We start from the raw sequence: 25,886 nt of genomic DNA, 5'->3' as shown, positions 1-25,886 counted from the left end.
ACTGCGTAGCGTCGAAGGCGAACGAGCACAACGACCCTTGGAAAGGGACTTTCATGCGTGCCATCACCGTCCGGGACCGCGAGGCCGACGACTTCGGGCTGTCCCTGACCGAGCTGCCGAGTCCGAGCCCCGCCGAGAACGACGTCGTCGTGGAGGTCCACGCCGCAGGCTTCCTCCGCGGCGAGCCGGACTGGCCGAGTACGTGGACCGATCGCGCCGGACGTGACCGTACGCCGAGCGTCCTCGGCCATGAACTGTCCGGCGTCGTCGTCGAGCTCGGCTACGGCACCACCGGTCTCACGATCGGCCAGCGGGTCTTCGGGCTGACCGATTGGGCGCGCAACGGTTCACTCGCCGAGTACACCGCCGTGGAGGCCCGCAACCTGGCTCCGCTCCCGGCCAGCGTCGACCACATCGCCGCGGCCGCTCTGCCGATGCCGGGTCTGACAGCTTGGCAAGCCTTGTTCGACCACGCCCACCTGCAAGCGGGCCAGTCCGTCCTCATCCACGGGGTCGGCGGCTCCGTCGGCTCGGTCGGCGTACAGCTCGCCCGCGAGACCGGAGCGCACATCATCGGCACCGGCCGCGCTGCCGACAAGGACCTGGCCGCAAGCCAGGGCGTGAACGAGTTCCTCGACCTGGGCAGTGACCGCCTCGAGGACGTGGGTGAGGTCGACGTGGTCTTCGATGTCATCGGCGGCGAGATCCTCGACCGCTCCACCGCGCTGCTGCGCCCCGGCGGAACGCTCGTCACCGTCGCGGAACCGACGAGGGTCCAGCCCAGCGGCGGCCGGGCCATCTTCTTCGTCGTCGAGCCCAACCGCGAGCAGTCGATCGAGCTGGCAGCTCGCCTCCGGGACGGCCGGCTCACACCGCAGGTCACCGCCGTCCGCGACCTGGCGGAAATCCCCGCCGTCTTCGCGGAGCACATGCGCGGCAGAATCATCAGCACCCTGAAGTAACCCGTCCTACCAACACGTCCGACTCCGGCGCTCAGGTCCGGCGGTCGAGTTTGGTGGGGTCAGAGTTCGAGCCAGCCGAAGCCGATCTTCCAGTGGCGGCCGGCACGCAGGTGATCGATCAGACCCCGCTGGAGGGTCGTCCGGCGGGGCAGCGTCGCAAGGTCGGTGCCGGGTGCGGCCCCGAAGATGCGGGACAGCACGTCGGCGTCACCGTCCCGCGTCTCGGCCGCCAACCGGAACCGGCGCTGAAAACGAATGATGTTGGAATCGGCCGGCAGGTATTCGGCGAGTTGTTCGTCGAGGATCCACGATCCACACCGCGCGATCCGGTACGGCTCCTCGGGGAAATGCCGGCCGAAGAACTCCCGGGCGAGGTCGAAGGACGCATCGCAGGCGGCCGGGTCCAACGCGCCGGTCGGAGCGGCATGCACGCCTAGCGCAGGCTCGGACTCGCCGTACGGAAGACCCGCGGCCTGCACCGCCGGAGCGAGGAACCCCAGGTCGCCGCGATTGAACCCCAACCGGCCGAGCAGATAGATCCCACCGCGGAAGTGCAGATCGATCCAGAACGGCGCATCCATCCCGCCCGTACCGAGTCGTTGCCGGTGAGACTCGACCGCGCTGCCGAGCGCAGCAAGCGTCACCCAGGAGATGTCGTCGGGGATGTCCCGTTGCTCGTGGTACGCGCGGACCGACGGTAGAACCGTGAGGAATACGTATACATAGAAATAGCGACCCCAGTCGTCCGGCAGGTCCGGCCATGAACCACCGGGCCGGAACCCGCCGACGTCTGCGGCAGTACGGTGCGCACAACGCCGTACCAGCCAGACGAGGACTGGATTGCGCTGCAGGTCAGGCAACCCGGCCGCGATCTCGGCCGCGTCCTGCGGCGGCACCCGCAAGCGAAGCAGGAGTGTCAGCGCGGTCTCGGCCGTCGGGATGACGAGCTCGTCGGGAGGCTCCCCCGCCCGCTCCAACTCCCCCAGCCACTCCACCAGAGCCGGATCGTCCCCGAGGAGGCCAGCCACCTCCTCGACCCCAACACCCATCACGCACCTCCGCTCACACCCCGCGCCACCGGCCCCATCACCCTACCGACGCCACAGCTCGAACCCGCCCTGCCGAAGACAGAACCGAGACCTGACGCGAACCCACCGAGCTGCGAGACGCACGTACGCCCGGAGCCGCGGGCAAAACTGTCAACGGCCCCGGGTGCGTGCTGGGCCTACTTGGTGGTGAGTTTGAGGAGGGTTGCGGCGCCCGGGGCGAGCGAGATCTGGATCGGGCCGACGCGTTGTGGGACGTACCTCTGGTGTGCCGGCTGGAACACCGCGACCGACCCCACTGTCTGATCATTCAGGGCGACGACCGCCTTGGCGCGGGCGCTGTGGGAGCGGTTGCTGACGAGCAGCCAGCGATCGGTCGACGTCGTGTCGCGGGAGCGGAACGTACCGATCACGACAGCGTTCCCCGTGACGCCCGAGACGAGGTTCGTCGGGGTGAATCCGGAGGCGCCGTTCGGCAGCGGAGTTTCTCCTGCGTGCTCAACGGTTTCGGACACGAGCGGCTTGAGCTCGCGTCCGACCTGGTGCAGCCAGGTGGTGTTGATCTGCCGCGCGGCGTAGTACCGCGAGGTCCGCTGCCCGTCGACGGTGATCAGCGCCGGCCCGAATCCTTCACCGCGCGCAGCCTCGGGCGTCCAGTACGTGAAGTACTGAATACCTTTGGCGCCGTACGCGAGGCTGATGTTCACCTGCCAGAGCAGCTCGGCCGCGGTCGGCTCGCGATGGTTGTTGTAGGCAAGCGTCTGGATGAACACCCACGACGGGATGTCGCCGTGCAGCGCGGCGTCGCGGACGATCGCCCAGTTGTGGAAGTAGTTCGCGTCCTCGCGACCCTCGGACAGCAGCGGGTACCGGTCGAACGAGATCAGCGACGGTTTCACCACGTCGACGAAGTTGCGGTAGTACGTCGCGTCGTCGGAGGGCAGCAGGTTGATGTACGGCAGGAGTTGCGGTGCGAGTTCACGCGAGATCGACAGCGCCTTCGCGAGCGTCGCGAACCAGCCGGCGCCGGGTTCGTCGTAGAAGTTGAAGCCGGCGAGCGAGGAGTACGGGCCGTACGCGTTGCGCGCCCGGGTGAAAAGCTCGCTCGCCTCGGCCGGTGTGACGCTGAGGAAGTCTGTCGTGGTGTCGGAGATCGAGAACCAGCGCGACATGTTCCGGATCTGGATGTCGTCGGAGATCAGCATCTTCAGTCCGGCATCCCGGGCCAGCCCGAGCTGGTACTGGAAGATGTTGCCGTCGCCCGCGTAGTTGCCGGAGATGACGAAGTCGAACCCGGCGCTCTTGATCTCCGCGAACCGTTCCGCCGTACTGGCGAACGGATGCGGCGGCCAGAACAGCCCGATCGGGAAGTCCGGCCCACCGGTCAGCGGCAAGGTGTCCGGCGCCGGTACGGCAACGTCCGCGGGCACCACTCCAGCTGCAGTGGCGGCGCTTGAACCGGCGGCCCCGGCGCTTGCCGTGGATGCAGTGGATGCGGCTGCGGTAGAAGCGGAGGTGGTGGCGGCTGCTGCGGTGAGGGCGGTGGCCCCGGCGCCGAGCAGCAAGCTGCGGCGGCTGGGTCCGAGAATCTGGTGCGGGCTCTGCATGGCTCTCCTTCGGAAGGCGGTCGAACGGAAAGGCAGTCGAACGGAAAGGCAGTCGGACGGAGGGGCAGTCGGACAACAGCTGCCCCGGCGGTGTGGTCAGGGGCGGTGGCGGTGGTGGGAGACGGCGTCGGCGGTGGCGTCGAAGGCTTGCTCGGCGAGTGGATAGTCGCGTTGGGCGACGCCCAGATAGAGGGCGTCGAGGACGAGCATCTGGGCGTGCCGTCCGGCCAGTCCGCCGGTACGGAACGTGACGTCGCGGGCCGCGGTGACGAGCACGATGTCGGCCACCTGCGCGAGCGGCGACCGCGGATAGTTGGTGATGGCAACAGTCGTGGCGCCCTGCCGGCCGGACCTGGTGAGCGGCTCGAGCACCTCGAGGGTCTCGCCGCTGTGCGAGATCCCGACCGCGACGTCGCCGCTGCCGAGCAACGCGGAGCTGGCAAGCGCGGTGTGTACGTCGCTCCAGGTGCTCGCGCCGCGCCCGATCCGGTGCAGCCGCAGCCGCAGGTCCTCGGCGACCGCCGCGGAGCCGGCGACGGCATACAGGTCGATCCGCCGGGCGTCGGAGATCGCCCGGGCGGCGCGGCCGAGTGCGTCGACGTCGAGAGCCGCAACCGTGTCCTCGAGGGCGCGGGTGTCGGCGCGGAGCAGCGTCCGGAGTACGTCGTCCAGCGAATCGTCCGGGCCGACCTCGGACCCGGTACCGCGCTCCCAGCTGAGACTGGTCCGACCACTCTCGGCCGCCAGCGTCAGCCGCAGCTCGGCGTACCCGGACAGGCCGAGCGCGAGGCAGAACCGCGTCACGCTCGGCAGCGACGTACCGCAGCGCGCGGCCAGCTGACCGATCGTCGACGACGCCACCGCCGCCGGATCCCGGAGCACCTCGGCCGCGATCCGCGTCTGCGCCGGGCTGAGCGCCGGCAGCAGACCGTGGATCCGGGCCTCCAGACTCGGCGGCGGTGACTCGACTGCGCTCATGTAAAGAATTCTCAGAGCAGTTCAGGAACAATTACAAGAATTCACACTGTCCGATTCCGGCCACCACACCTCTCGCAGCCGGAGTACGAGCCACCACGCAGGCAGCTCAGTCCTCCATCCGGGCCACACCGCCGCCCAGCTCAGTGGGCGATTCGGCGGATGGTGAACTGGTCGGACCAGCCGCCTCCGATCAGAACGTCGACGCGGCCGCTCAGTACGTACGTGCCGTGCGGGGTGACCGCGGCGGTGGTCGGACCGGCAACCGGCCACGGCTCGACCGAGCGGACCTGCGCGGTACGGAAGTTGTCGCGGCTGGTGAGCACGGTCGCCTGCTCGATGCCGGGAGCCCCGAGCTTGTTGGTGATCGCGATCAGCCGGCCGTCCTTCGTGAGCGCCAAGCCGTCTCCGCCGACCAGTGCACTGGTCAGACCAGTAGTACTGAGTTCACCTCGCGGGGAGATGCGGAAGAGGGTGCCGGTGTCGTACCGGACGGTCAGCAGGTCGCCGGACGGGAGCCAGACGATGCCGTTGGCGCCGATCGTGTCGCCGCGCAGACGTTCGTCGCGGACCAGCACTCTCGTAGCGCCGGCCGGGGTGACCTTGTAGATGGCATCGGACGCCGGGTCGGTGACGTAGGCGTTGCCCGCGGCATCGATCGCCAGGTCGTTGACGCCGTGGTGACCGCCGACTGGGTTCAGGCGCGGCGTGTTCAGGTTGACGCGGCGTTCGAGGCGGCCGGTGCGCAGGTTGTAGATCGCGAGGCCGGATTGCTTGTAGGTGGTGGATTCCGAGGAACGCTCGCCGTTGCCGATGTCGGCGTACGTAACGAGAAGTCGGTTGCGGACGGCATCGACATGCAACCCGAAGGTGGACACACCGGGCGCGACGCCGAACGGATGCGGTACGCCGTCGCGGCCGATGACGGAGATCCGCCCGGTCGCCATCGAACCGACCAGGAACGCCCGCCGGGTCGGATCCCAAGCGATCCCCTCCGGATACCGATTCCCCGTCCGCCCATCGATCTCCCCCGGCCAGGACTTCCCCACCGGCTTCCGGAAAAGTCCAGCGGTGGAGGCGCCGGCTGCTGCGGGGAATGCCCCAGTGGCGCGGGCGGCGGGAGCGGGCAGGGCAGGAGCGGGGGTTGCAAGGGCGGTGGGGGTGGTGATTGTTGCTGTGGTGGTCAGGGCCAGTAGGGCTGCGGCCAGCACGCGAGACCTCATGAGAACCTCTCTCGATTCGGATACGAACACAGAGACTAATCAGAGCTCTGATGCTCGTCAATGCGTATATCACCGACGTCGTTCGTACGATGGTTCCTATGCGGATGTCCTTCGACAAGCGGCTCGGGAGTCACCTCAAGCGGGTCGAGCAGGAGCTACAGGCGGTGAAATCGGCCGCGGTGAAGCCTGCCGGGCTGACGGTGCCGCAGTACGCCGCCCTGTTCGTGCTCGACGAGCAGCCGGGGATCTCGGCCGCGGAGCTGGCGCGCCGGTGCCTGGTCACGCCGCAGACGATGACGACGATCCTGCGCAACCTGGAGTCGGCCGGCCTGATCGAGCGCACGCCGCACCCACTGCACAAGCACGTCATCGAGACCCGGCCGACCCCCGCGGGCCGGAAGGCGCTCGATCAGGCGGACGAACGAGCCGCCGGCGTCGAACGCCGGCTGGCCGCCGCCTTCACCGAGGAGGAAGCGGAAACCCTCCGCTCACTCCTCGCCAGGGTCTCGCAGACCCTCACCACAGACCCGATCCTCAAGAGCTAGGACCGGGTCTGCAACGAGCAGGCGTCAGAACAGCGCAGCCATCAGCCGGCGACGCGCCTTGACCACCCGCTCGTCGTCCGCACCGACCACCTCGAAGAGCTCGAGCAGGTGCAGGCGTACGGCGTTGCGCTCATCCCCCGCAGTCGCCTGGATCGTGGTGATCAGCCGCGCGAACGCATCGTCCACGTGACCGCCCATCAGATCCACATCCGCGACCAGCAGCTGAGCCTCGACGTCGGTCGGGTTGTCGGCGGCCCGCGTCCGGACATCAGCCGGCACATCCTGCGTACGCTTCACCAGCTGCACCCGCGCGAGCCCAGACTTCGCCTCGGCGTCGTTCGGCGTCTCCTTGAGCAGCTCCTCGTACGCCGCGATCGCGCCGTCCAGATCGCCCGTGCCGAGCGCGTTCTCGGCCTTCTCGTACCGCGGGTTCGGCGCGTCCTCCTCCTCGGCGTCCTCGGCCACCGGACCGACCGGCTCGGCCCGCCCGGTGATGCCGTTCGCGACGGCGACGGTGAGCAACTGGTCGAGGTACTGCCGGACCTCCGGCTCGGCGAGCACGCCCTGGAACAGCGGGACCGGCTGCCCGCGCAGGATCGCGATCACGACCGGCACCGCCTGGACGCCGAACGCCTGCGCGACCTGCGGGTTCGCGTCGACGTCGATCCGGGCGAGCAGGAACTTGCCCGCGTACTCGCTCGACAGCTTGATCAGCACCGCGCCGAGCGCGTTGGCGCCCTGCGAGCGCGGGGACCACAGCTCGACGACGACCGGCGCCTGGATCGAGCGGTCGATCACGTCGGCCTGGAAGTTGGCCTCCGAGACCTCCAGCACATAGGCACCACCGGCGCCGCCGGCCGGGGCGCCGCCCGCGGCAGGAGCACCGGGTGCGGGGTTGCGGAGGGACGACAGGTCGACCGCCCCAGGACGGGAGAAGTTGGACTGAGTCACCACTGGCCTCGCATTCGGTGCGTACTCCGTACGTTCACAAACCAAACCTATCTTCTATGACGCGGCGGATCGGCGTTGTGCCCGGGTCACCATCAGCAGACGGGCGAGGCCGGCGCGGGTGCCGGCGACGGCCAGCCGGTCGCCGACCTTGAGCGGCTTGGTGAGCACCGGTTTCCAGTCCCAGGTCCCGTGCTCGTCCTGCAGGGCGAGGATCCGCAGGCCCTCCGCCTCGTTCCGCTCGCCGAGAGGACGGCCGGCGGCTCGCGAGCCGGCCTCGACCGTCACCTCGGTCAGCAGCAGCACGCGACGTCCGGCCGGCACGATGACCTGGCGGCGTTGGTTGCCGACCGCGGCCGCGACCGCCGGCGCGACCAGCATCGACACCGACCGGCTGTTGCCGAGCCCCAGCTGCCGCTCGACGCGCTCCGCCAGGTCGTGGTCGAACATCCGCATCGTGATCCGCGCGTCCGGGTTCAGGCCCTGGGCCACCATGGCCGATTCCAGGTTGGTGATGTCTCCGTCGGTGATCGCCAGCATCGCCTGGCAGTGCTGCACACCGGCCGAACGCAGCGTCTCCTCGTTGCTGCTGTCCCCGACCACCACCGGGATCTTCAGCCGATGAGCGACCTGTACGCCGGGTGCGTCGTCGTCCTGGTCGACGCCGACCACCGCGACACCACGATCGACGAGGATCTCCAGCACCCGCGCGCCGACCGTACCGAGGCCGCAGACCACCACATGGTTCCGCGGCCGCCCGCGCACCCCGCCGATGATCCGCGACAGTCGCGCACCGATCAGCGAGTCGACCACGACCGCGGTCAGCAGCGCCATCAGTACGATGCCGGTCAGCTGCACGACGACCGCGCTGGCCTTCACCCACGGCTGCGCGTCGTTGAACTTGTCGTCGTCGATCCCCGCCGACGTGACGACACCGGCCGCCAGGTACAGCGCGCGCCACCACTCGATGTGGCCGAAGAAGTGCACCACCGCCGTACCGATCATGATCAGCATCGCCATCAGCGCCGCGATCTTGCGGACCCGGCTGTCCAGGATGTCGCGGACCGCCATCACCCAGCCCGCCGGACGGACGCCGCGACTCCGCCAGATCGGCCGGATGCCGGACCCGAGCACGATGTCGCCCTCCGGGTCGACGCTCGAGTGCGGCAGCAGCTGCGGCGTCGCCGACGAGGTCGTGTCGGCGAGCACGGTCAGGTGCGGCTCCCGGATCAGGTCGGCCTGCCCCACGACGACCATCCGGCCGCCGAGCTCCGCCCAGGTCAGTTCGTCGTCGTCGAGGGCGTCGGACACGAACGCCGGCGCCGCCAGCGACGGACCGTTGATGACCACACAGTCGCCGAGCAGACTGTTCAGCTGCCGCCCCAGCCGCGGGTTCACCATCTGCAGGATGATTCGCAGGTCGCGATCCATGTCGCGCGCGGTCAGCGCCGTGTGCACGTTGTGGACGTCGTCGGTGTCGAGCAGGACCAGGGCGCGCGCGGTCGACGGCGTACCGTCGTCCTCGGCGTCGATGCCGGCCTCGCGCAGCAGCGACTCGCTGATCACCGGGGCGTCGATCACCTTCGCGCCCAGTTCGCCGATCCGGCCGCGGTGCCGCGACCCAGGGTTGACGATCGCGATCACCCGCTCGCCCGAACTCACCAACTCGGTGACGACCCGCAGCATCGTACGGTCCGAGCCACAGACCACGACCGGACGCTCGTCGGCCGTACCGGTCGCAGCGCTGCGACCGGACGCCGGCGGTTCCTCAGAATCGGGCGGGCTCTCGGTACTCGCCCCACTGTTCCCGAAGAACGTGACAGATTTCCCCCATCGTGGCCTCCGCACGCACTGCCTCCAGCATGGGCTCGATCAGGTTGCCAGTGCCGCTGGCCGCCTCCACCAGAGCCGACAGCGTACGACGTACCCGGTCCTCGTCGCGGTGCGCCTTGCGTTCCGCGAGCGCCCGGCACTGCTCGACCTCGACCTCGTGCGACACCCGGAGGATCTCCAGTTCGCCGGAGACGGTGTCGGTGAGCGTGTTGACGCCGACGATCTTCTTCTCACCCTTCTCGAGCTTCTGCTGGTACTCGAACGCGGCGTCCGCGATCTCGGCCATGAACCAGCCGTCCTCGATCCCGCGCAGGATCCCGCCGGTCATCGTCTCGTCCGGGCTCATTTCCTTGATCCGCGCGAAGATCTGCTCGGCCTCGGCCTCGATGGCATCGGTCAGCGCCTCGACGTACCAGGAACCGCCGAGCGGGTCGGCCACGTTCGTGACGCCGACCTCCTCCATCAGCACCGACTGGGTGCGCAGCGCGATCTCGGCGGACTCCTCGCTCGGCAGCGCGAGCGTCTCGTCGAGCGCGTTGGTGTGCAGCGAGTTCGTCCCGCCGAGGATGGCGGCCAGTGCCTCGACGGCCGTCCGTACGACGTTGTTGTACGGCTGCTGCGCGGTCAGCGACACGCCCGCGGTCTGGGTGTGGAAGCGCAGCCACTGCGCCTTGTCGGTCTTCGCCCCGTACACGTCGCGCAGCCAGCGCGCCCAGATCCGCCGGGCGGCGCGGAACTTCGCGATCTCCTCGAAGAAGTCCAGGTGGCTGTCGAAGAAGAACGACAGACCGGGCGCGAACACGTCGACGTCGAGGCCCCTGCTGAGCCCGAGCTCGACGTAGCCGAAGCCGTCGGCGAGCGTGTAGGCGAGCTCCTGCGCGGCGGTCGAGCCGGCCTCCCGGATGTGATAGCCGGAGACGCTCAGCGGTTTGTACGCCGGGATGGTGGTCGCGCAGTACTCCATCAGGTCGCCGATCAGGCGCAGATGCGGCTCCGGTGGGAAGAGCCACTCCTTCTGGGCGATGTACTCCTTGAAGATGTCGGTCTGCAGCGTGCCGTTGAGCTTGCTGATGTCGGCGCCCTGACGCTCGGCGGCGACCAGGTACATGCAGAACGCCGGGACGGCGGGCCCGGAGATCGTCATCGACGTGGTGACGTCCTGCAGCGGGATGTCCTTGAACAATCGGTCCATGTCGGCGGCCGAGTCGATCGCGACGCCGCAGTGGCCGACCTCGCCGAGCGACTTCGGCTCGTCGGAGTCGCGGCCCATCAACGTCGGCATGTCGAACGCGACGGACAGGCCGCCGCCACCGCCGTTCAGGATCATCTTGTAGCGCTCGTTGGTCTGCTCGGCGTTCCCGAACCCGGCGAACTGGCGGATCGTCCAGGTCCGGCCGCGGTAGCCGGTCGCGTAGAGGCCGCGGGTGAACGGGAACTCCCCCGGCCAGCCGATCCGCTCCATCCGCGGGTCGGCCACCCCCTCGGGCGGTCCGTACGCGGGCTGGACCTCGGTGCCGGACAGCGTCGTGAAGTCGGCCTCCCGCTTGCGCGCGCTGTCGTAGCGCTGCTGCCACCGGTTCCGGCCGGCTGCGATCTGCTCGGCATCCATCAGTCAGACCTCCTAGGGGACTGGTTCCAAAATACTAGGATGTCCTACTAATTTCCAAGCTGGACCGCCACGCAGGCAGAAGTCGCCGGGCAAACGATTACCAGCGACGAAAACCCCGGTTCTGCCTGCGTGGCGGTACAGACAGCGTGGGTCAGGTGAAGTCGCCGGCGTTGTGGCGAAGGGGTTCGAGGACCGACCAGAGCATCTTGAGCTGGTCGTCGGTGAGGCCCGAGAGGGCGAAGTCGGCCTTAACCAGGTCGTCCGTGGCGCGCTCGACCAGCTCGCGGCCCTCGGTGGTGATCTCGCACAGCACCGCGCGGCCGTCGTCCGGGTGCGGCGTCCGCGTGACCAGGCCGGCCGCCTCCAGCCGGCGCACGATCGACGTGACGGACGTCGGGTGCACCTGCAGCCGCTCGCCCATCTTGCCGAGCGGCAGCGACCCGCGCCGGGAGAACGTCAGCAGCACCAGCGCCTCGAACCGCGCGAACGTCAGCCCGTGCTTGCGGAGGATGTCGTCCAGCTCGTTGATCACGATCTGCTGGGCGCGCATCAGGGACGTGACGGCCCGCATCTGCTCGACCGCGCCCCAGCGCCGCCCCCACTGCCGGGACGCCTCGTCGATCGGATCGAACGCCAAAGCCCTCTTTCTGGCCATGGGCGGAACCTTAGCCCGAGAGCCGGGAAACTGTCGGTGGGCTCTGAGATGGTGCGAGGCATGAGATATCTGGAGCACCTGCGTGCCGACAGTGCGCGACTGGGCGAGGTCGCGCGGGCGGGCCTGGGCGCCGCGGTGCCCAACTGCCCCGGCTGGACGGTGGACGACGTCCTGCGCCACGTGGCGCAGGTGTACGTGCACAAGGTCGAGGTGCTGAAGCTCGGCGCCCTCCCCGACCCGTGGCCGCCGGACTTCTCGGGGCTCGACTCCCTGCAGTGGTACGACGATGCGCGGCACGCGATCGTCGACGCCTTGGAGAGCGCCGGGACCACCAGGCCGAGCTGGACGTTCAACCCGCGCGACTCCACCTCCGCGTTCTGGTACCGGCGGATGGCGCACGAGACCGTGGTGCACCGCATCGACGTCGAGCAGGCGCACGACGTCGTGACACCGATCGACCCGGAGCTCGCGCTGGACGGGATCGACGAGGTGCTCTATCCGACCCTCGGCGGGCCGTGGTGGGAGGAGGGCGACACGGAGTTCCCGCTCGACTCCGCGATCCGGCTGACCGCGGCGGGGCGGTCGTGGACCGTGGTCGCCGACGCGACGAGTGTCGACGTACGGCAAGGGGCCGACGGGGAGGTGTCGGCGGAGGTGACGGGCGATCCTGGGGATGTGTACCTGTGGCTGTGGGGACGCGCAGGCGAGCACGCGATCGAGATTGCCGGTGACGCGGACGTCGTGCGCGCGTTCCGCGGACGGCTCTCCGAGGCGTCGCAGTGAGGATGAGGTCGCGTGAGGTCGTGGGGGAAGTTGCGGTGAGATCGTGGTGAGGATGTCCTCTGCGGGGGTTGCTGTTCGTTCCCTTCTCGAGAAAGCTCAGCGAGAAGGAGGATTCCGATGGCGCAATACCTTGCACTGACTTACACCGCGGACGTCGACTGGTGGGCGCCCGAGCAGGCCGAGGAGTTGGCCGAGTACCGCCGGTTCGGCGTCGAGTACGCCGGGCAGGTCAAGGCGAGCGCCGTGCTGCATCCGACCGCGACGGCGACCGTCGTCCGGGTCGAGGGCGCGCGCGGCGGACCGATCGTCACCACCGACGGACCGTACGCCGAGACGAAGGAAGCGCTCACCGGCTACTACCTGATCGACGCGGAGAACCTCGAAGAGGCAATCAAGATCGCCGCCGAGATCCCCGCCGCCTGGGCCGGCGCAGTCGAAGTCCGCCCAGTAATCATCGCCAAGTAACCCACCCACCAGCCAACCCCCAATGAACCAAAAACGCCCCACCCGAACACCGCCGGCCGACCCCCAGCCCGCCCTGATGGGGAGGCGGGGCGAGTTGGTGGGGGAGGTGGTTCGGGGGGAGGGGGCGCGGATTCTTGCGAGTTTGATTCGGGTTGTCGGTGATGTGCAGTTGGCTGAGGATGCTGTTCAGGAGGCGGCGTTGGCGGCGCTCGGGGCTTGGCCGGTGACGGGCGTACCGCCGGAACCGCGCGCCTGGCTGACTCTCACCGCGCGGCGCAAGGCGATCGACGCCATCCGTCGGGAGCGGGCCCGCGGCGCGAAGGAGCGCGACGGCGCGGACCTGATCGAGCTGACCAAGCACGAGGTCGAGCCCGAGGAGGTGGTGCAGGACGACCTGCTGCGACTGATCTTCACCTGTTGCCACCCGTCGCTGTCGCCGCCGACCCGCGTCGCGCTCGCGCTCCGCACGCTCTGTGGCCTGTCCCCCGCCCAGATCGCCGGCGTCCTGCTGACGACCGAGGTCGCCACGCAGAAACGACTGGTCCGCGCGCGGCAGAAGATCGCGGCGGCGCGGATCCCGTACCGGGTGCCGTCCGAGGCGGAACTGCCCGACCGGTTGCCCGCCGTGTGCGCGGTCGTCCACAGCCTCTACACCGCGGGGCACGCGCCGTCAGAGGGCGACGCGACGTACGACGTGGATCTGTGCACGGAGGCGATCCGGCTGGCGGAGCTCCTGCACTCGCTCCTGCCCGAGCAGCCGACCCCGACCGCGGTTCTAGCCCTGTTGCTCCTCACCGAGGCCCGGCGGCCGGCTCGCCTCGACGACGCCGGTCAGGTGGTGACGCTCGATCTGCAGGACCGCATGCTGTGGGACCAAGCGATGGTTGCCCGCGGCATCGCGCTGCTCAACGAGTCGCTGGAACGGTCCGAGCAGCAGGCGGATGCGTACCAACTGCAGGCGGCGATCGCGGCCGAACATGCCCGCGTCCCGAGCTACAACGCTACCGACTGGCACGAGATCGTCCGGCTGTATGACCTGCTGATCGGCGTCTCCCCCAGCCCGGCCGCCGAGCTCGCCCGCGTCGTGGCCATCGCGGAAACCGGCGACGTCGACACCGCGCTCGCGCTGCTCGACACCATCCCGCCCAGCTCGCGCCGGCACGCCGTACGCGGCGAACTCCTAGCCCGCCGATCGCGCTACACCGAAGCAGTCACCGAACTCCAGGCAGCACTCGACACAGCACCACCAACCCACCCCGAACGAGCCCACCGAGAACGCCGCCGCGCCCACTTCCAACAACTCGCCAACACCCACCCCAGCAACCCGTCGGACACCCCCGCTCCACAACCCTCCTGAGCGGTTAACCGGCTCTCCTGTCGTAACTGTCCGCCCGGCGCCGATCTGTTGTGATGCAGGACAAGGACCAGCCGCGGTGGGCGGGGCGGGTTAGTCGTTGTCGATCCAGTTGCCGCGTTCGCTGTTGAAGATCGACTTGGAGGCGGGGCCTGTGGGGGGTGCTGAGGACGGGCGGGACGGTTGCGCGCTGGCGGGGGCCGGGGCGGTGCTCGCGGCGACCTCCTGCGCGGAGTCCATGCCGATCGGGCCGGTGCCGTCGTCGTCGGAGTCCTCGTCACCTTCGAGTACGTCGACGCTGGCCGACGCACGCAGGCCGGTGCGCTGGATGACGCGCTGGATGGTCAGGTCGCGGTCGTCGGGACGACTGACCCACTTGATCTCCCGGAAGCCCTGGTCCTGCGCGGCCGACTCGAAGACGAAGTGGCCGTAGCCCAGCATCCGGCCGATGATCGGCTTCTGCAGGGTGATGTCGAGGACCCGGGCGATCGGGGTGGTCGCGACGGTCTGGGAGAAGACGCCGCGGATCCGCATCACCCGCATGTTGGTGACCACGAAGCGGTCCCGATGGTGGGTGAGGAACTGCCAGAAGGCATGGGTCAGCAACACCAGCACGATCGCCAGCAGCACCGGCTGCCCACCGATCGCGGTGGCTGCCATCGTCAGCAGCAGGGCCGCCGCCAACGCAACCTCCAGCATCGGGGGCGAATAAACCACCCAGTGCTGCCGGACCTCGTCGATGACGACTTCGCCCTCGTCCGAGATCAGGTGGCGCCGGACCTTCGGGTCGAAGATCCGGAACAGGCCTATTCCGGCCATCCACTCACTCCCCTGTCACGCTGTTGTGTGACCCCGTACAACCTCAGTGTCCCGCACGATTACGCGTAACGGGACACCCGAGATCAGCTGAACAGCGCGGTCAGGAAGGTGATGACACTCCCGAACGCATCACCAACGGCGGAGAACGCGCCTCCTACCGCTCCCGCGGCGTTGGCCGGCTGAGTGAACAGATAGAAGCCGGCAAAGGCGATGAGCGACCAGATCAACAGCTTCTTCGGCATGTCGCCACTCCTTGTTCCTAACCCACTCGGTCGACTGTGTTTGAGTTTGTATCACGGACCGTCACCAATTGTCACTGACTGAACACAGCCCACCGCACAATGCTCACCAGCTACAAGGTCCATTCTGTAACGGATTCGGGGGCACGGCAGCCACCGGCGCGCCGCCGTGAGACGCGGATCGGCGTACCCGCCGGAAATCCTGCGGCATTTGCCCGAATTCGGCACAACTCTCGGTGAACGAAAGTGAAAGACACACAGTGACACTGCGTGGTTGATTGTTCCACGGCGAGACAAGAGTCACAAAGCCGCGATCAACTCGTCCGCCGCCGAATACGGGTCCAGGCCGCCGTCCGCGACCTTGGCGGCCAGGACGTCGAGCCGCGCGTCGCCGTGCAGGTGCGCGAACCGGGCCCGCAGCGCGGTGGTCGCGATCGCCTCGATCTCGTCCCGCGCGCGGCTACGCCGGCGGTCGGTGAGTACGCCGTTCCCCTGCATCCAGGCGAGCCGGTCCTCGATCGCCTGGACGACGTCGTCGATGCCTTCGTTGCGGGCGGCCACGGTCTTCAGGATCGGCGGCGTCCAGGAACCCTCGGAGCGCTCGGCCAGCGCGAGCATCGACCGCAGGTCCCGGGTGACCGACTGCACGCCGTCCCGGTCGGCCTTGTTCACGACGTAGATGTCGCCGACCTCGAGGATCCCGGCCTTGGCTGCCTGGATCCCGTCGCCCATCCCGGGCGCCAGTAAGACCAGCGTGGTGTCCGCCATCCCGGCGATCTCCACCTCGGACTGCCCGACCCCGACCGTTTCCACCAGCACCACGTCGAACCCGGCCGCGTCCAGCACCCGCAGCGCCTGCGGCGTCGACCACGCCAGTCCGCCGAGATGTCCGCGGGATGCCATCGACCGGATGAACACGCCGCGGTCGGTCGCGTGGTCCTGCATCCGTACGCGGTCGCCGAGCAATGCACCGCCGGAGAACGGCGAGGACGGATCAACCGCCAGTACGCCGACCCGCTTGCCGGTCTCGCGGTACGCCGAGACGAGCGCCGACGTCGACGTCGACTTTCCGACCCCGGGCGAGCCGGTGATGCCGACGATGTGGGCGTTCCCGGCGTACGGCGCGAGGGCGGCCATCACGTCGCGCAGCAACGGCGACTCGTCCTCGACCAGCGAGATCAGCCGGGCGACGGCCCGGGACTCACCGTCCCGGGCCTGCGCGACCAACTCACCGACCGGCGGCGTCCGTCGCGGCATCAGTGCTTCGGTACTCGGATGATCAGGGCGTCGCCTTGACCGCCGCCACCGCACAGCGCGGCTGCGCCGAGGCCGCCGCCCCGGCGACCGAGCTCGAGCGCGAGGTGCAGTACGAGGCGGGCACCGGACATCCCGATCGGGTGGCCGAGCGCGATCGCGCCGCCGTTCACGTTGACCTTGTCCTCGCTGACCTGCAGCTCGCGGGCGGACGCGATGCCGACCGCGGCGAACGCCTCGTTGATCTCGATCAGGTCGAGGTCGGCGGGCTGAACGCCTTCCTTCGAGCAGGCCTTGGTGATCGCGTTGGCCGGCTGGCTCTGCAGCGTCGAGTCGGGGCCGGCGACCGAGCCGTGCGCACCGATCTCGGCGATCCAGCTGAGCCCGAGCTCCTCGGCCTTCGCCTTGCTCATCACGACGACGGCGCAGCCACCGTCGGAGATCTGCGACGCCGAACCCGCGGTGATCGTGCCGTCCTTGCCGAACGCGGGCCGCAGCTTGGCCAGCACCTCGGCCGACGTGTCACCGCGAACGCCCTCGTCGCTGTCCACCACGATCGGGTCGCCCTTGCGCTGCGGCACCTCGACCGGAACAACCTCGTCCGCGAACAGGCCGTTCTTCCAGGCCTCGGCGGCGCGCTGGTGCGAACGAGCGCTGAACTCGTCCTGCTCCGCGCGGGTCAGCTTCTCGACCGCGTTGTTCTGCTGGTCGGTGAGCGCACCCATGGCCTGATCGGTGAACGCGTCCCAGAGACCGTCGTAGGCCATCGAGTCGACCAGCGTGGTGTCGCCGTACTTGAAGCCCTCGCGGGACTTCGGCAGCAGGTGCGGCGCGTTCGTCATCGACTCCATGCCGCCGGCCACGACAATCTCGTACTCGCCGGCCCGGATCAGCTGGTCGGCGAGCGCGATCGCGTTCAGCCCGGACAGGCAGACCTTGTTGATCGTGATCGCCGGTACGTCCATCGGGACGCCGCCCTTGACCGCGGCCTGGCGGGCGGTGATCTGGCCGCCGCCGGCCTGCAGCACCTGGCCCATGATCACGTACTCGACCTGCTCCGGCGCGACGCCGGCCTTCTGCAGCGCACCCTTGATCGCGAACCCGCCGAGATCGGCGCCGGTGAAGCCCTTGAGGCCGCCCAGCAACCGCCCGATCGGGGTTCGTGCACCGGCGACGATGACGCTTGAGTTCCGGGTCTCAGACATGCTGTCACGATACCTGCGACGGCACTGGTACGCCGCTGGTCACGCACGTCAGACGGGTCACACGGATGGTGTCACCTGGACCACTTTCGATGGTGGCGGCGGCCGGTCTGCGCCAGGCTTGGTGGATGGATCAGCTGTTCGATGCGATCGACCATGTCGGCGTCGCGGTGGCCGACTTCGACGAGGCCGTCCGGCACTACGCCGAGGTGTTCGGCATGACCGTGACGCACGAGGAGATCAACGAGGAGCAGGGCGTCCGGGAGGCGATGCTCGCGGTTGGCGACTCGGGGTCCTCGATCCAGCTGCTGGCGCCACTGTCCGACGCGTCGCCGATCGCGAAGTTCCTCGATCAGCGCGGTCCCGGCATCCAGCAGCTCGCGTACCGGGTGCACGACCTCGACGCGGTCAGCGCCGTACTGCGGGAACGTGGCGCGCGGCTGCTCTACGACGAGCCGCGGCGCGGTACGGCCGGCTCGCGGGTGAACTTCGTGCACCCGAAGTCGGCCGGCGGCGTACTGGTCGAACTCGTGGAGCCACCGGCCTCGCACCAGGCGTGACGGCGCGCAAAAACATCCGCCCGAGTTGGGTCCCGCCGACTACTCTGTTCGGGTGCTGAAGGACAGCGCCACCGATTCCTTGCACGGTGCGCCGACCGGGTTCACCCACGATGCCGTCGTGCATGCCACCGACGCGGACTTCGTGGCGCGCGCGGCGGCCTTCGTGTCCGAGGGACTGGCGGCGGGGGAAACCATCGTGGCGGCGCTTCCACCGGAGCGGGTCGCGGTACTGCGCGACGCCCTCGGCCCGGATCGGCACAAGGTCCGGTTCAGCGACATGACCGTTGCCGGTGGCAACCCAGCGCGGCTGATCCCGTTCTGGCGCAGCATCATCGAGCAGCATCCCGGACCGGTGCGCGCGGTCAGCGAGGCGGCGTACCCGGGCCGGAGCGCGGCCGCGTACGACGAGGTGCTGCTGCACGAGGCGCTGTCCGACATCGCTTTCGCCGACGACCGGTCGTTCCGGCTGTACTGCGCGTACGAGGCCTCCGTCGGTATCGACCCGACCGTGACGCACGCTGGTCCGTCCGGCGCCGGAGCCCTTGCAGAGAAGGCGTTCCGGACGGCACTGGACGGCGTACCGGATCGGGCCGAGCGGTGGGAGTTCGGCCCGGACGAGCTCGGTGAGGTACGGCAGTGGCTGGGCGGGCAGGCCGCCTCGCACGGTGTTTCCCGCGACCGGCTCGAGGACCTGTCGCTGGCGCTGCACGAGATCTGCACGAACAGCATCCGGTTCGGCGGCGGCCGCGGACTGCTGGCGGTGTGGATCGCCGACGGCGCGCTGATCTGCGACGTGACCGACCGCGGGCGGATCGACGATCTGCTCGTCGGACGGGTGCTGCCGCCGCTCGACGGGCTCGGCGGACGGGGCGTCTGGCTGGCGAACCAGTTGTGCGATCTGGCGCAACTGCGGTCCGGCGACGACTTCACCCAGGTACGGCTGCACACGCGGCTGCGGTGATCTCACAGCGCTGAGCGCCGGTAAGACCACTGACAACGGTGGACTCATCGCGTGACGGTCGTCTCAACGACCGTTCCCTGTGTTACACGGCACAGCCAGAGGCGCATACTCGGCGGTAAGTTCACCGCTCACCAGACCCCCGTTGCAGGAGGTACTTCCGTGAAGCAGATCCTCGAGGCGATCCTCTCCGGCGACAATGCCGCCGTCGGTGAGCTCGACGTACCGGACCACTATCGCGGGATCACCGTGCACGCCGACGAGGCGTCGATGTTCGAGGGCCTGGACGCGAAGGAGAAGGATCCGCGCAAGAGCCTGCACCTGGACGACGTACCGACGCCCGAGCTCGGGCCGGGCGAGGCGCTGGTCGCGGTGATGGCGAGCGCGATCAACTACAACACCGTGTGGACGTCGATCTTCGAGCCGGTGTCGACGTTCTCCTTCCTCAAGCGGTACGGGAAGTTGTCGCCGCTGACCGCCCGCCACGACCTGCCGTACCACGTGGTCGGATCCGACCTGGCCGGCGTCGTACTGCGGACCGGGCCCGGCGTGAACGCCTGGAAGCCCGGCGACGAGGTGGTCGCGCACTGCCTGTCGGTCGAGCTCGAGTCGCCGGACGGGCACAACGACACGATGCTCGACTCCGAGCAGCGGATCTGGGGCTTCGAGACGAACTTCGGCGGCCTGGCAGAGCTCGCACTGGTGAAGTCGAACCAGCTGATGCCGAAGCCGGCGCACCTCACGTGGGAGGAGGCGGCGTCGCCCGGGCTGGTGAACAGCACGGCGTACCGGCAGCTGGTGTCGGCGAACGGCGCCAACATGAAGCAGGGCGACGTCGTGCTGATCTGGGGCGCGTCGGGCGGACTGGGTTCGTACGCGACGCAGTTCGCGCTGAACGGCGGGGCGATCCCGGTCTGCGTGGTGTCGTCGCCGGAGAAGGCGGAGATCTGCCGCGCGATGGGGGCGTCGCTGATCATCGACCGTACGGCCGAGGGGTACAAGTTCTGGAAGGACGAGTCGACCCAGGACCCGAAGGAGTGGAAGCGGTTCGGGGCCCGGATCCGCGAGCTGACCGGTGGGGACGACCCGGACATCGTGTTCGAGCATCCGGGCCGGGAGACGTTCGGCGCCTCGGTCTTCGTCGCCCGGAAGGGCGGGACGATCGTGACGTGCGCGTCGACGTCCGGGTTCATGCACGAGTACGACAACCGGTACCTGTGGATGAACCTGAAGCGGATCATCGGCTCGCACTTCGCCAACTACCGCGAGGCCTGGGAGGCGAACCGGCTGATCGCCCGCGGGATGGTGCACCCGACGGTCAGCCGGGTCTATTCGCTCGAGGAGACAGCGCAGGCCGCGTACGACGTGCACCGCAACCTGCACCAGGGAAAGGTCGGCGTCCTCACCCTCGCCCCGACCGAGGGACTCGGCGTCCGCGACGCCGAACTCCGCGCCCGTCACGAGGCCCAGATCAATCGCTTCCGCGACAGGTAGATGGTTTAGGCGTTTGAGCGGGTTTCTGACAGGCTTATTGTGAAGGATTCACGCTGAGCCGCCAGAAGGGAATCTCGGGAATGCCTGACGAGTCGAGCCTGCCGTTTTTCGACCGTACGGCGACCGCGGCCGGGGGCTTCCCGGTCAGCCGTCGCGGGTACGACAAGCAGGCGGTGGACGATTACGTCCGCGCCCTGGAGATGCAGCTCGTCGAGGCACGGCATCGAGCCGAGCAGCTGCAGCAGAGCGTCGCACCGCTGCAGCACCAGCTCGACGAGACCCAGCGGCAGCTCGACGCCAGCGCCAACCCGTCGTACGCCGGGCTCGGCGACCGGGCCGCGCAGATCCTCCGGCTCGCCCAGGACCAGGCGTCCGAGGCGCTCGAGGAGGCCAAGCGCGAGGCCGACGAGCTCCGCACGAACGCCGCCAAGGAGGCCACCGCCGCGCGGGCGACCGGTGAGCGCGAGGCCGAGGACATCCGGACCGTCGCGCTCAACGAGGCCGACAGCATGCGGCGCACCGCCGAGGGCGACGCGGCCGAGCTGCGACGGACGGCGGAGACCGAGGCGGCCGAGGTGCTCCAGGCCGCGCAGCGTAAGGGCGACCAGCTGACGCTGACCGCCGAGTCGCAGGCCAGCACGCTGAAGAACGGCGCCCTGCACGAGGCCGAGAAGATCCGCACCGCGATCCAGCGCGAGTCGGCGGCCCTGCGGGCGCGGCTGGCGGACGAGCGCGAGCAGCAGGCCAAGGAGCTCGCCGACAAGCACCAGCAGATCGCGGCCGACACCGACAGCCTGACCACCCAGATGAAGGAGGCCGCCGAGGCGTCCGAGCGCCGGGTGGCCGAGGCGACCGAGCAGGCCCGGAAGATCCGCGCCGAGGCCGAGGAGTCGGCCGAGCGGACGCTGTCGCGCGCCCGCCGGGAGGCCGAGCAGCTGCTCACCACGGCACGGACCCGGTCCGAGGCCGAGCTGGCGAACGCGGCCGACGAGGCCGAGCGGTCCCGGACCGTCGTGGCCCGGGAGACCGAGCGGCTAGCGAAGCGCCGGGACGGGATCCTGACGCAGATCGCCGGGCTGAACGAGATCGCCAGCAACATCGCGCGGCAGGCCGCGGAGCTCGACTCCGAGACCGCCACGCCCTACGTGAACCCGTACGCCCGGCCCTCCGAGTCGCGAACCCCCGCCGGCGCTCCGGGGACCGGTGCCGGTAGCCCGTTCGCAGGCGAGGCTTCGAGCTTGGATGGTGGGTTCGGTGGACCGGAGTCGGCCGCGCCGGCGTCCGGGCTGACCGCTCCCCCGGTCTCCGAGTCGCCTTCTGGGTCTGCTTCTTCTGGGTCGGCTTCTGGATCGGATGCTTCTTCTGACTTGGCGTCGGATGAGGCCAGCTTCCCGGCGGCGACGGCGGACGACAACCCGTTCGCGGGTGCAACGCCGGGTCCGATCGCCGCGGGTTCGGGCACTGCCGGTTCGGGCGCGGCGGATTCGGGCGCGGCGAGCTCGGGTGCTGCCGGTTCGGGTGATTCGGCGTTTGGCGACGACGACGGACCGTTCACGGGTGCCAGCCCGTTCGTGGGTTCGAGTGCCGGCGACGCACGGGTCGACGAGACCCGGATCGACACCGGCCTGCGCGTGGACGCGAAGGACGCCGGCGACCTGGCCGACAAGACCAGCCGCACGGCCGGCGGCCCTGCTGACGACGCGTCCAGCTCGGCGGGTGACGAGGAGCCGAAGGATTCGACGATGGTGGACGAGTTCCGGCTGAGTGACCTGGCGAGCGGGGAGACTCGGGGCCAGACGCGGCGGTCCGCCTCCAGGAAGTCCAGCGGGGGTGCGGCGGCCGCCGACTCGACCGATGCGGCCACCGCGAGCGCGCGATCCCCGAAGGACAAGATGTGACGCCATCCGGCGACGACAGCTCCACGACGACCTCCGAAGCAGACCTCGCGAACGCGACCCACACCGCGAGATCTGCAGCCGCCAGAGCCGAAGCCGCCGCCGGAAAGAGCCGGCAGGCAGCCGCCGACGCGGCCGCCTCCGCCGAGGAAGCCGAGCACAACGCAGGCAGACCGACCGAGACCGACGACGACACCAACCTCGCGGACGAGTTGCTGATCGACCAGCGGCACCCGTCCGAGGGGATGGGTACGCCCGGTCCGCCGATCCGCCGCGGTAACCCGTTCACGTTCGGGTTCTTCGCGGCGCTCGGCGTCCTGGTCGCCTGGGGGCTGTGGAACGCGCTCGGTCAGGCGCGCTCGGTGCTGATCCTGCTGCTGGTGTCGATCTTCATCGCCGTCGGCCTGAACCCGCTGGTCGAGTGGTTCATGCGCCGCGGCCTGAGGCGCGGGCTGTCGGTCGGCGTGGTGTTCCTGCTGATGATCCTCGCGGTCGCCGGCGTCGGCGTCGCGATCGTCCCGGTCGTGAGCGACCAGATCAGCAGTCTGATCAAGAACGCGCCCGAGTGGCTCGACCTGCTGACCAAGTCGAAGACCCTGAACAATCTGGACGACAAGTACCACTTCATCCAGAAGGCGCAGGACTACATCCAGGATCCGGCGCTGGCGCAACGGGCGTTCGGCGGCATCCTCGGCGTCGGCAAGGTGGTCGCCGGCGCGCTGTTCAACACGTTCACCATCCTCGTACTGACCCTGTACTTCCTGGCGTCGCTGCCGACGGTCAAGCGGGCCGCGTACAGCCTGGTCCCGCGGACCCGGCGGAACCGCGTCTCGATCCTCGGTGACGAGGTGCTCGGCCGCGTCGGTGGTTACGTCAGCGGGCAGTTCATGGTGGCGCTCTGCGCGGGCGTCACGATGTTCATCTTCCTGGAGATCATCGGCCTGCGGGAGTACGCCGTGGCGCTGGCGATCGTGGTGATGTTCTGCGACTTCATCCCGATGGTCGGTGGGTTCATCGGCGTCGTGGTGGTGTCGCTGATCGGCTTCACCGGCGGCCTCTGGACCGGTCTCGCCTGCCTGATCTACGGCATCATCTACCAGCAGGTCGAGAACTACGTCGTCGCGCCGCGCATCATGCGTCGCGCCGTCGACATCCCCGGCGCCGTCACCGTCATCGCCGCTCTCCTCGGTGGCGCCCTCCTCGGCGTCGTCGGCGCCCTCCTGGCCATCCCCACCGCCGCCGCCCTCCTCCTCATCATCCGAGAAGTCTGGGTCCGCAAAGCCGACGCCTCCTAGACCTACCCCCCCCGAGGGGGGCCTGACCGGCCGACCTCTACCTCAGCCGGGCAGGTTGTCAGTGGGGTCAGGCGGTTACGTCGAGGATGAAGTGTTGGGCGGGGGTCAGGCGGTTGTGGGTGTTCACGCGGAGGTAGGTCTGCTGGTCGAGTTGCTGGGGTAGGTGGCGGTGGGTGAAGTAGGAGTGGAGGGCTCGGCGGGGGGCGGTGGTTCGGTTCTGGGTGCCGCCGTGCCAGAGGTGGCTGTTGAAGATGACGACGGTGCCGGCGGGGCCGGTGAGCTGGATCTGGTCGGGGTGCGGGGCTGCGGGGTCGGGCATCTCGTCGGCGGGCATGGTGCCGCGGCGGTGCGAGCCGGGGACCACACGGGTCGCGCCGTTCTCGGGGGTGAAGTCGTCGAGCAGCCAGATCGAGTTGCAGACCTCGTACGCTCCCGGCTCGACCGGATGGCCGAAGTCGGCGTGCAGCGCCTGGTGTCCCTCGCCGGGTAGTGCGGCGCGACTGTTCAGCGACGACAACCGGAACTCGCCCAGCACGTGCTGCATCGCGGCCAGCACCCGCGGATGGCTGAAGCACACCTCGAACAGCGGGTCCTTGTTCACCAGGTCCGCCAGCCGGTCCGTACCTTTCTCCTGATGTACTTCGAGGCCGGCTCGGTCGCCCTCGGCCGCGGTCAGCTCGGCCAGCCGCTTGGTGATCGCGGACACGTCCTCCGCGGACAGGATCCCCTCCAGCGGCAGGAATCCGTCGCGGTCCAGTTGGTCCTTCTCGGCCTGTGTGAGTACGTCGTCGTGGACGCCGAGCTCGCGTAGCGCAGTCGCCATGTCCATCGAGGTGCTCCTTCCAAGATGCACGAATCGATGCAAGCATCGTTCCGACGTAACCGCGAAACAATGCAGAAGGCGACAGGGCTTATGCACAAATCGCCACAACTCCTCGGCGCCGGGATGCACACGGCCGCGCCAGGGAAGGACTACCCGACACACGCCCACACCTCGTGGGAGCTCGTTTATTACGTACGCGGCCGCATCACCTGCCCCGTCGGCAACGACACGTACGACGCCACGCCGGGGACCGTCCTGCTCACGCCGCCGCACACCTGGCACGCCGAGCAGAGCCGCACCGGGTACGCGAACCGCTTCCTGCAGGTCGATGCCGCGGCGACCCATCCGTGGCCGCGGCTGTGCTACGACGACGCCGACCACACCTTGCGCCGGGTGTTCGACGCACTGGTTCGCGAGACCGAGAGCGACGAGCTCCGCGGGATCCTGCTCGCCGAGCTCGACCTCCGCCTCCGCCGCGCCGCCGCGACTCCGCCCGCGACACCGGCAGAGCAGCTCGTCATCCAGGCGGAGCAGCTGTTCGAGGAACGCTTCGCGAGCGGGTTGCGGATCGCACAGGTCGCGGGCGAGCTGGGCATCTCGCCGTCCGGTCTCCGCGCCGCGTTCACGCGCGTACGCCGTACCAGCCCGCAGGCCGCGCTGCAGTCGGTCCGCCTGCGCCACGCGCTCGCGCACATCCGCAACTCGACGCTCCCGCTGCAGGTCGTCGCGGACCTGACCGGGTACCACTCGGTCAGCCACCTGACCCGCCACATCAAGGCCGCCACCGGCTCACCACCCGGCGCGCTGCGAACTACGGAAGCTCGCCCCTGACCAGCGATCCGACCCACGCGTCGACGCGCACACCGCGATGCACCAGCCGCTTGCGCAGCGAGCCCTCCAGTACGAACCCGGCCTTCTCCGCCACCCGGCGCGACGCCTCGTTGCCGATCTCCGCCCGCCACTCGATCAGCTCCAGCCCGAGCTCCGAGAACGCCCACCGGCAGATCGCCTGCACCGCCGCGGGCGCGACCCCGCGACCACGAGCCGCCGGCACAGTCCAGTACCCGACCTCGGCCGTACCGTCACCACGCATCCCGAGCCCGACCCGCCCCAGCCGCTCCCCCGTCTGCGCATCCTCGACGACGAACTCGGCCCGCTCGCCGCGCACCCCCAGTTCGAGAGCGATGTGCTCGACGAAGTACCGCGCATGCTCGATCAGGTACGGCGAAGGAATCTGCACGTACTGCTGCAGCGCCGCATCCTGCGAAACCTCGTACACCCACTCGACGTCCATACTCGTGAACGGCCGCAGCACCAGCCACCCCGCCGAGATCTTGTCCAT

General features: G+C 69.2%; 25 protein-coding genes. 11 read left to right on the top strand and 14 right to left on the bottom strand.

The annotated features are described in order from the left end of the window. Positions 1-53 precede the first annotated feature (53 nt). Entirely contained in the window at positions 54-962 is a 909-nt protein-coding gene (locus ACGFI6_RS26685) for an NADP-dependent oxidoreductase (protein WP_393123078.1), read from the top strand. Between the two features lie 59 nt (positions 963-1,021). Here the strand turns inward: ACGFI6_RS26685 and ACGFI6_RS26680 are convergent, their stop codons facing one another. The 4 genes from ACGFI6_RS26680 to ACGFI6_RS26665 all read right to left on the bottom strand — a co-directional run bounded on the left by ACGFI6_RS26680 (position 1,022) and on the right by ACGFI6_RS26665 (position 5,813). Further along, positions 1,022-2,011, bottom strand: coding sequence for an acyltransferase domain-containing protein (locus ACGFI6_RS26680; RefSeq protein WP_393123076.1), 990 nt, complete (start codon positions 2,009-2,011; stop codon positions 1,022-1,024). Between the two features lie 176 nt (positions 2,012-2,187). After that, positions 2,188-3,615 carry a hypothetical protein gene (locus ACGFI6_RS26675; RefSeq protein ID WP_393123073.1) on the bottom strand — a complete coding sequence of 476 codons (1,428 nt, stop codon included), beginning with the start codon at positions 3,613-3,615 and terminating at the stop codon, positions 2,188-2,190. Between the two features lie 96 nt (positions 3,616-3,711). Continuing rightward, entirely contained in the window at positions 3,712-4,593 is an 882-nt protein-coding gene (locus tag ACGFI6_RS26670) for a MurR/RpiR family transcriptional regulator (protein WP_393123071.1), read from the bottom strand. A gap of 140 nt (positions 4,594-4,733) precedes the next feature. Next, positions 4,734-5,813: a hypothetical protein gene (locus ACGFI6_RS26665; RefSeq protein WP_393123069.1), complete on the bottom strand. Its 1,080-nt coding sequence runs from the start codon at positions 5,811-5,813 to the stop codon at positions 4,734-4,736. A 98-nt stretch (positions 5,814-5,911) separates the two neighbouring features. Between ACGFI6_RS26665 and ACGFI6_RS26660 the strand changes: the two genes are divergently transcribed. Next, the gene (locus ACGFI6_RS26660) at positions 5,912-6,358 is read left to right on the top strand and encodes a MarR family winged helix-turn-helix transcriptional regulator (protein ID WP_393123066.1); all 447 of its coding nucleotides are present in this window, start codon (positions 5,912-5,914) and stop codon (positions 6,356-6,358) included. A gap of 24 nt (positions 6,359-6,382) precedes the next feature. Here ACGFI6_RS26660 and ACGFI6_RS26655 read toward each other — a convergent pair whose 3' ends face one another. From ACGFI6_RS26655 to ACGFI6_RS26640, 4 genes are all read right to left on the bottom strand, one after another. Continuing rightward, positions 6,383-7,309 carry a tetratricopeptide repeat protein gene (locus tag ACGFI6_RS26655; protein ID WP_393123063.1) on the bottom strand — a complete coding sequence of 309 codons (927 nt, stop codon included), beginning with the start codon at positions 7,307-7,309 and terminating at the stop codon, positions 6,383-6,385. A 54-nt stretch (positions 7,310-7,363) separates the two neighbouring features. Next, entirely contained in the window at positions 7,364-9,154 is a 1,791-nt protein-coding gene (locus ACGFI6_RS26650; protein ID WP_393123061.1) for an NAD-binding protein, read from the bottom strand. Then, a complete protein-coding gene (locus ACGFI6_RS26645; RefSeq protein WP_393123059.1) occupies positions 9,075-10,748 on the bottom strand; it encodes a methylmalonyl-CoA mutase in 1,674 nt (557 codons plus the stop codon). The genes ACGFI6_RS26650 and ACGFI6_RS26645 overlap by 80 nt, the downstream gene beginning before the upstream one ends. A 151-nt stretch (positions 10,749-10,899) precedes the next feature. Then, the gene (locus ACGFI6_RS26640) at positions 10,900-11,403 is read right to left on the bottom strand and encodes a MarR family winged helix-turn-helix transcriptional regulator (protein WP_393123056.1); all 504 of its coding nucleotides are present in this window, start codon (positions 11,401-11,403) and stop codon (positions 10,900-10,902) included. Between the two features lie 60 nt (positions 11,404-11,463). On the opposite strand from ACGFI6_RS26640, the gene ACGFI6_RS26635 reads away from it, so the two are divergent. The 3 genes from ACGFI6_RS26635 (at position 11,464) to ACGFI6_RS26625 (ending at position 14,008) form a co-directional block, all read left to right on the top strand. Further along, a complete protein-coding gene (locus ACGFI6_RS26635; RefSeq protein ID WP_393123054.1) occupies positions 11,464-12,186 on the top strand; it encodes a maleylpyruvate isomerase family mycothiol-dependent enzyme in 723 nt (240 codons plus the stop codon). A 117-nt stretch (positions 12,187-12,303) separates the two neighbouring features. Next, entirely contained in the window at positions 12,304-12,651 is a 348-nt protein-coding gene (locus ACGFI6_RS26630; protein WP_393123052.1) for a YciI family protein, read from the top strand. Positions 12,652-12,727: 76 nt separating this feature from the next. Continuing rightward, a complete protein-coding gene (locus tag ACGFI6_RS26625) occupies positions 12,728-14,008 on the top strand; it encodes an RNA polymerase sigma factor (protein ID WP_393123050.1) in 1,281 nt (426 codons plus the stop codon). A 90-nt stretch (positions 14,009-14,098) separates the two neighbouring features. Here the strand turns inward: ACGFI6_RS26625 and ACGFI6_RS26620 are convergent, their stop codons facing one another. From ACGFI6_RS26620 to ACGFI6_RS26605, 4 genes are all read right to left on the bottom strand, one after another. After that, positions 14,099-14,824 carry a PH domain-containing protein gene (locus ACGFI6_RS26620; RefSeq protein ID WP_393123046.1) on the bottom strand — a complete coding sequence of 242 codons (726 nt, stop codon included), beginning with the start codon at positions 14,822-14,824 and terminating at the stop codon, positions 14,099-14,101. A gap of 83 nt (positions 14,825-14,907) precedes the next feature. After that, positions 14,908-15,066 (bottom strand): hypothetical protein, encoded by a 159-nt coding sequence (locus ACGFI6_RS26615; protein ID WP_165546737.1) that lies wholly within the window; start codon positions 15,064-15,066, stop codon positions 14,908-14,910. A gap of 297 nt (positions 15,067-15,363) precedes the next feature. Continuing rightward, the gene (gene meaB / locus ACGFI6_RS26610; protein ID WP_393123044.1) at positions 15,364-16,320 is read right to left on the bottom strand and encodes a methylmalonyl Co-A mutase-associated GTPase MeaB; all 957 of its coding nucleotides are present in this window, start codon (positions 16,318-16,320) and stop codon (positions 15,364-15,366) included. Further along, the gene (locus ACGFI6_RS26605; RefSeq protein WP_393123042.1) at positions 16,320-17,522 is read right to left on the bottom strand and encodes an acetyl-CoA C-acetyltransferase; all 1,203 of its coding nucleotides are present in this window, start codon (positions 17,520-17,522) and stop codon (positions 16,320-16,322) included. The genes meaB and ACGFI6_RS26605 overlap by 1 nt, the downstream gene beginning before the upstream one ends. Before the next feature lie 125 nt (positions 17,523-17,647). On the opposite strand from ACGFI6_RS26605, the gene mce reads away from it, so the two are divergent. From mce to ACGFI6_RS26580, 5 genes are all read left to right on the top strand, one after another. Then, entirely contained in the window at positions 17,648-18,079 is a 432-nt protein-coding gene (gene mce / locus ACGFI6_RS26600; RefSeq protein WP_393123040.1) for a methylmalonyl-CoA epimerase, read from the top strand. A 52-nt stretch (positions 18,080-18,131) separates the two neighbouring features. Next, on the top strand, positions 18,132-19,040 hold the full coding sequence (locus tag ACGFI6_RS26595; RefSeq protein WP_393123037.1) for an anti-sigma factor RsbA family regulatory protein: 909 nt from the start codon (positions 18,132-18,134) through the stop codon (positions 19,038-19,040). A 159-nt stretch (positions 19,041-19,199) separates the two neighbouring features. Next, positions 19,200-20,531: a crotonyl-CoA carboxylase/reductase gene (gene ccrA / locus ACGFI6_RS26590; protein WP_393123036.1), complete on the top strand. Its 1,332-nt coding sequence runs from the start codon at positions 19,200-19,202 to the stop codon at positions 20,529-20,531. Between the two features lie 80 nt (positions 20,532-20,611). Then, positions 20,612-22,429 (top strand): transposase, encoded by a 1,818-nt coding sequence (locus ACGFI6_RS26585; protein ID WP_393123034.1) that lies wholly within the window; start codon positions 20,612-20,614, stop codon positions 22,427-22,429. Then, positions 22,426-23,721 carry an AI-2E family transporter gene (locus tag ACGFI6_RS26580; protein WP_393123031.1) on the top strand — a complete coding sequence of 432 codons (1,296 nt, stop codon included), beginning with the start codon at positions 22,426-22,428 and terminating at the stop codon, positions 23,719-23,721. The genes ACGFI6_RS26585 and ACGFI6_RS26580 overlap by 4 nt, the downstream gene beginning before the upstream one ends. A gap of 67 nt (positions 23,722-23,788) precedes the next feature. Here the strand turns inward: ACGFI6_RS26580 and ACGFI6_RS26575 are convergent, their stop codons facing one another. Beyond that, positions 23,789-24,550 (bottom strand): phytanoyl-CoA dioxygenase family protein, encoded by a 762-nt coding sequence (locus ACGFI6_RS26575; protein ID WP_393123029.1) that lies wholly within the window; start codon positions 24,548-24,550, stop codon positions 23,789-23,791. A gap of 84 nt (positions 24,551-24,634) precedes the next feature. Here ACGFI6_RS26575 and ACGFI6_RS26570 point away from each other — a divergent pair, with 84 nt between their 5' ends. Then, complete coding sequence (locus tag ACGFI6_RS26570) at positions 24,635-25,375, top strand: helix-turn-helix domain-containing protein (RefSeq protein ID WP_393123026.1); 741 nt, start codon at positions 24,635-24,637, stop codon at positions 25,373-25,375. Here the strand turns inward: ACGFI6_RS26570 and ACGFI6_RS26565 are convergent. After that, complete coding sequence (locus ACGFI6_RS26565; protein WP_393123024.1) at positions 25,356-25,886, bottom strand: GNAT family N-acetyltransferase; 531 nt, start codon at positions 25,884-25,886, stop codon at positions 25,356-25,358. The genes ACGFI6_RS26570 and ACGFI6_RS26565 overlap by 20 nt on opposite strands.

It is taken from the genome of Kribbella sp. NPDC048928 (assembly GCF_043197975.1).
Classification (GTDB): domain Bacteria; phylum Actinomycetota; class Actinomycetes; order Propionibacteriales; family Kribbellaceae; genus Kribbella.
Note: the sequence above shows the minus strand (reverse complement) of the source record. Positions and strands in the feature narration are given on the sequence as shown.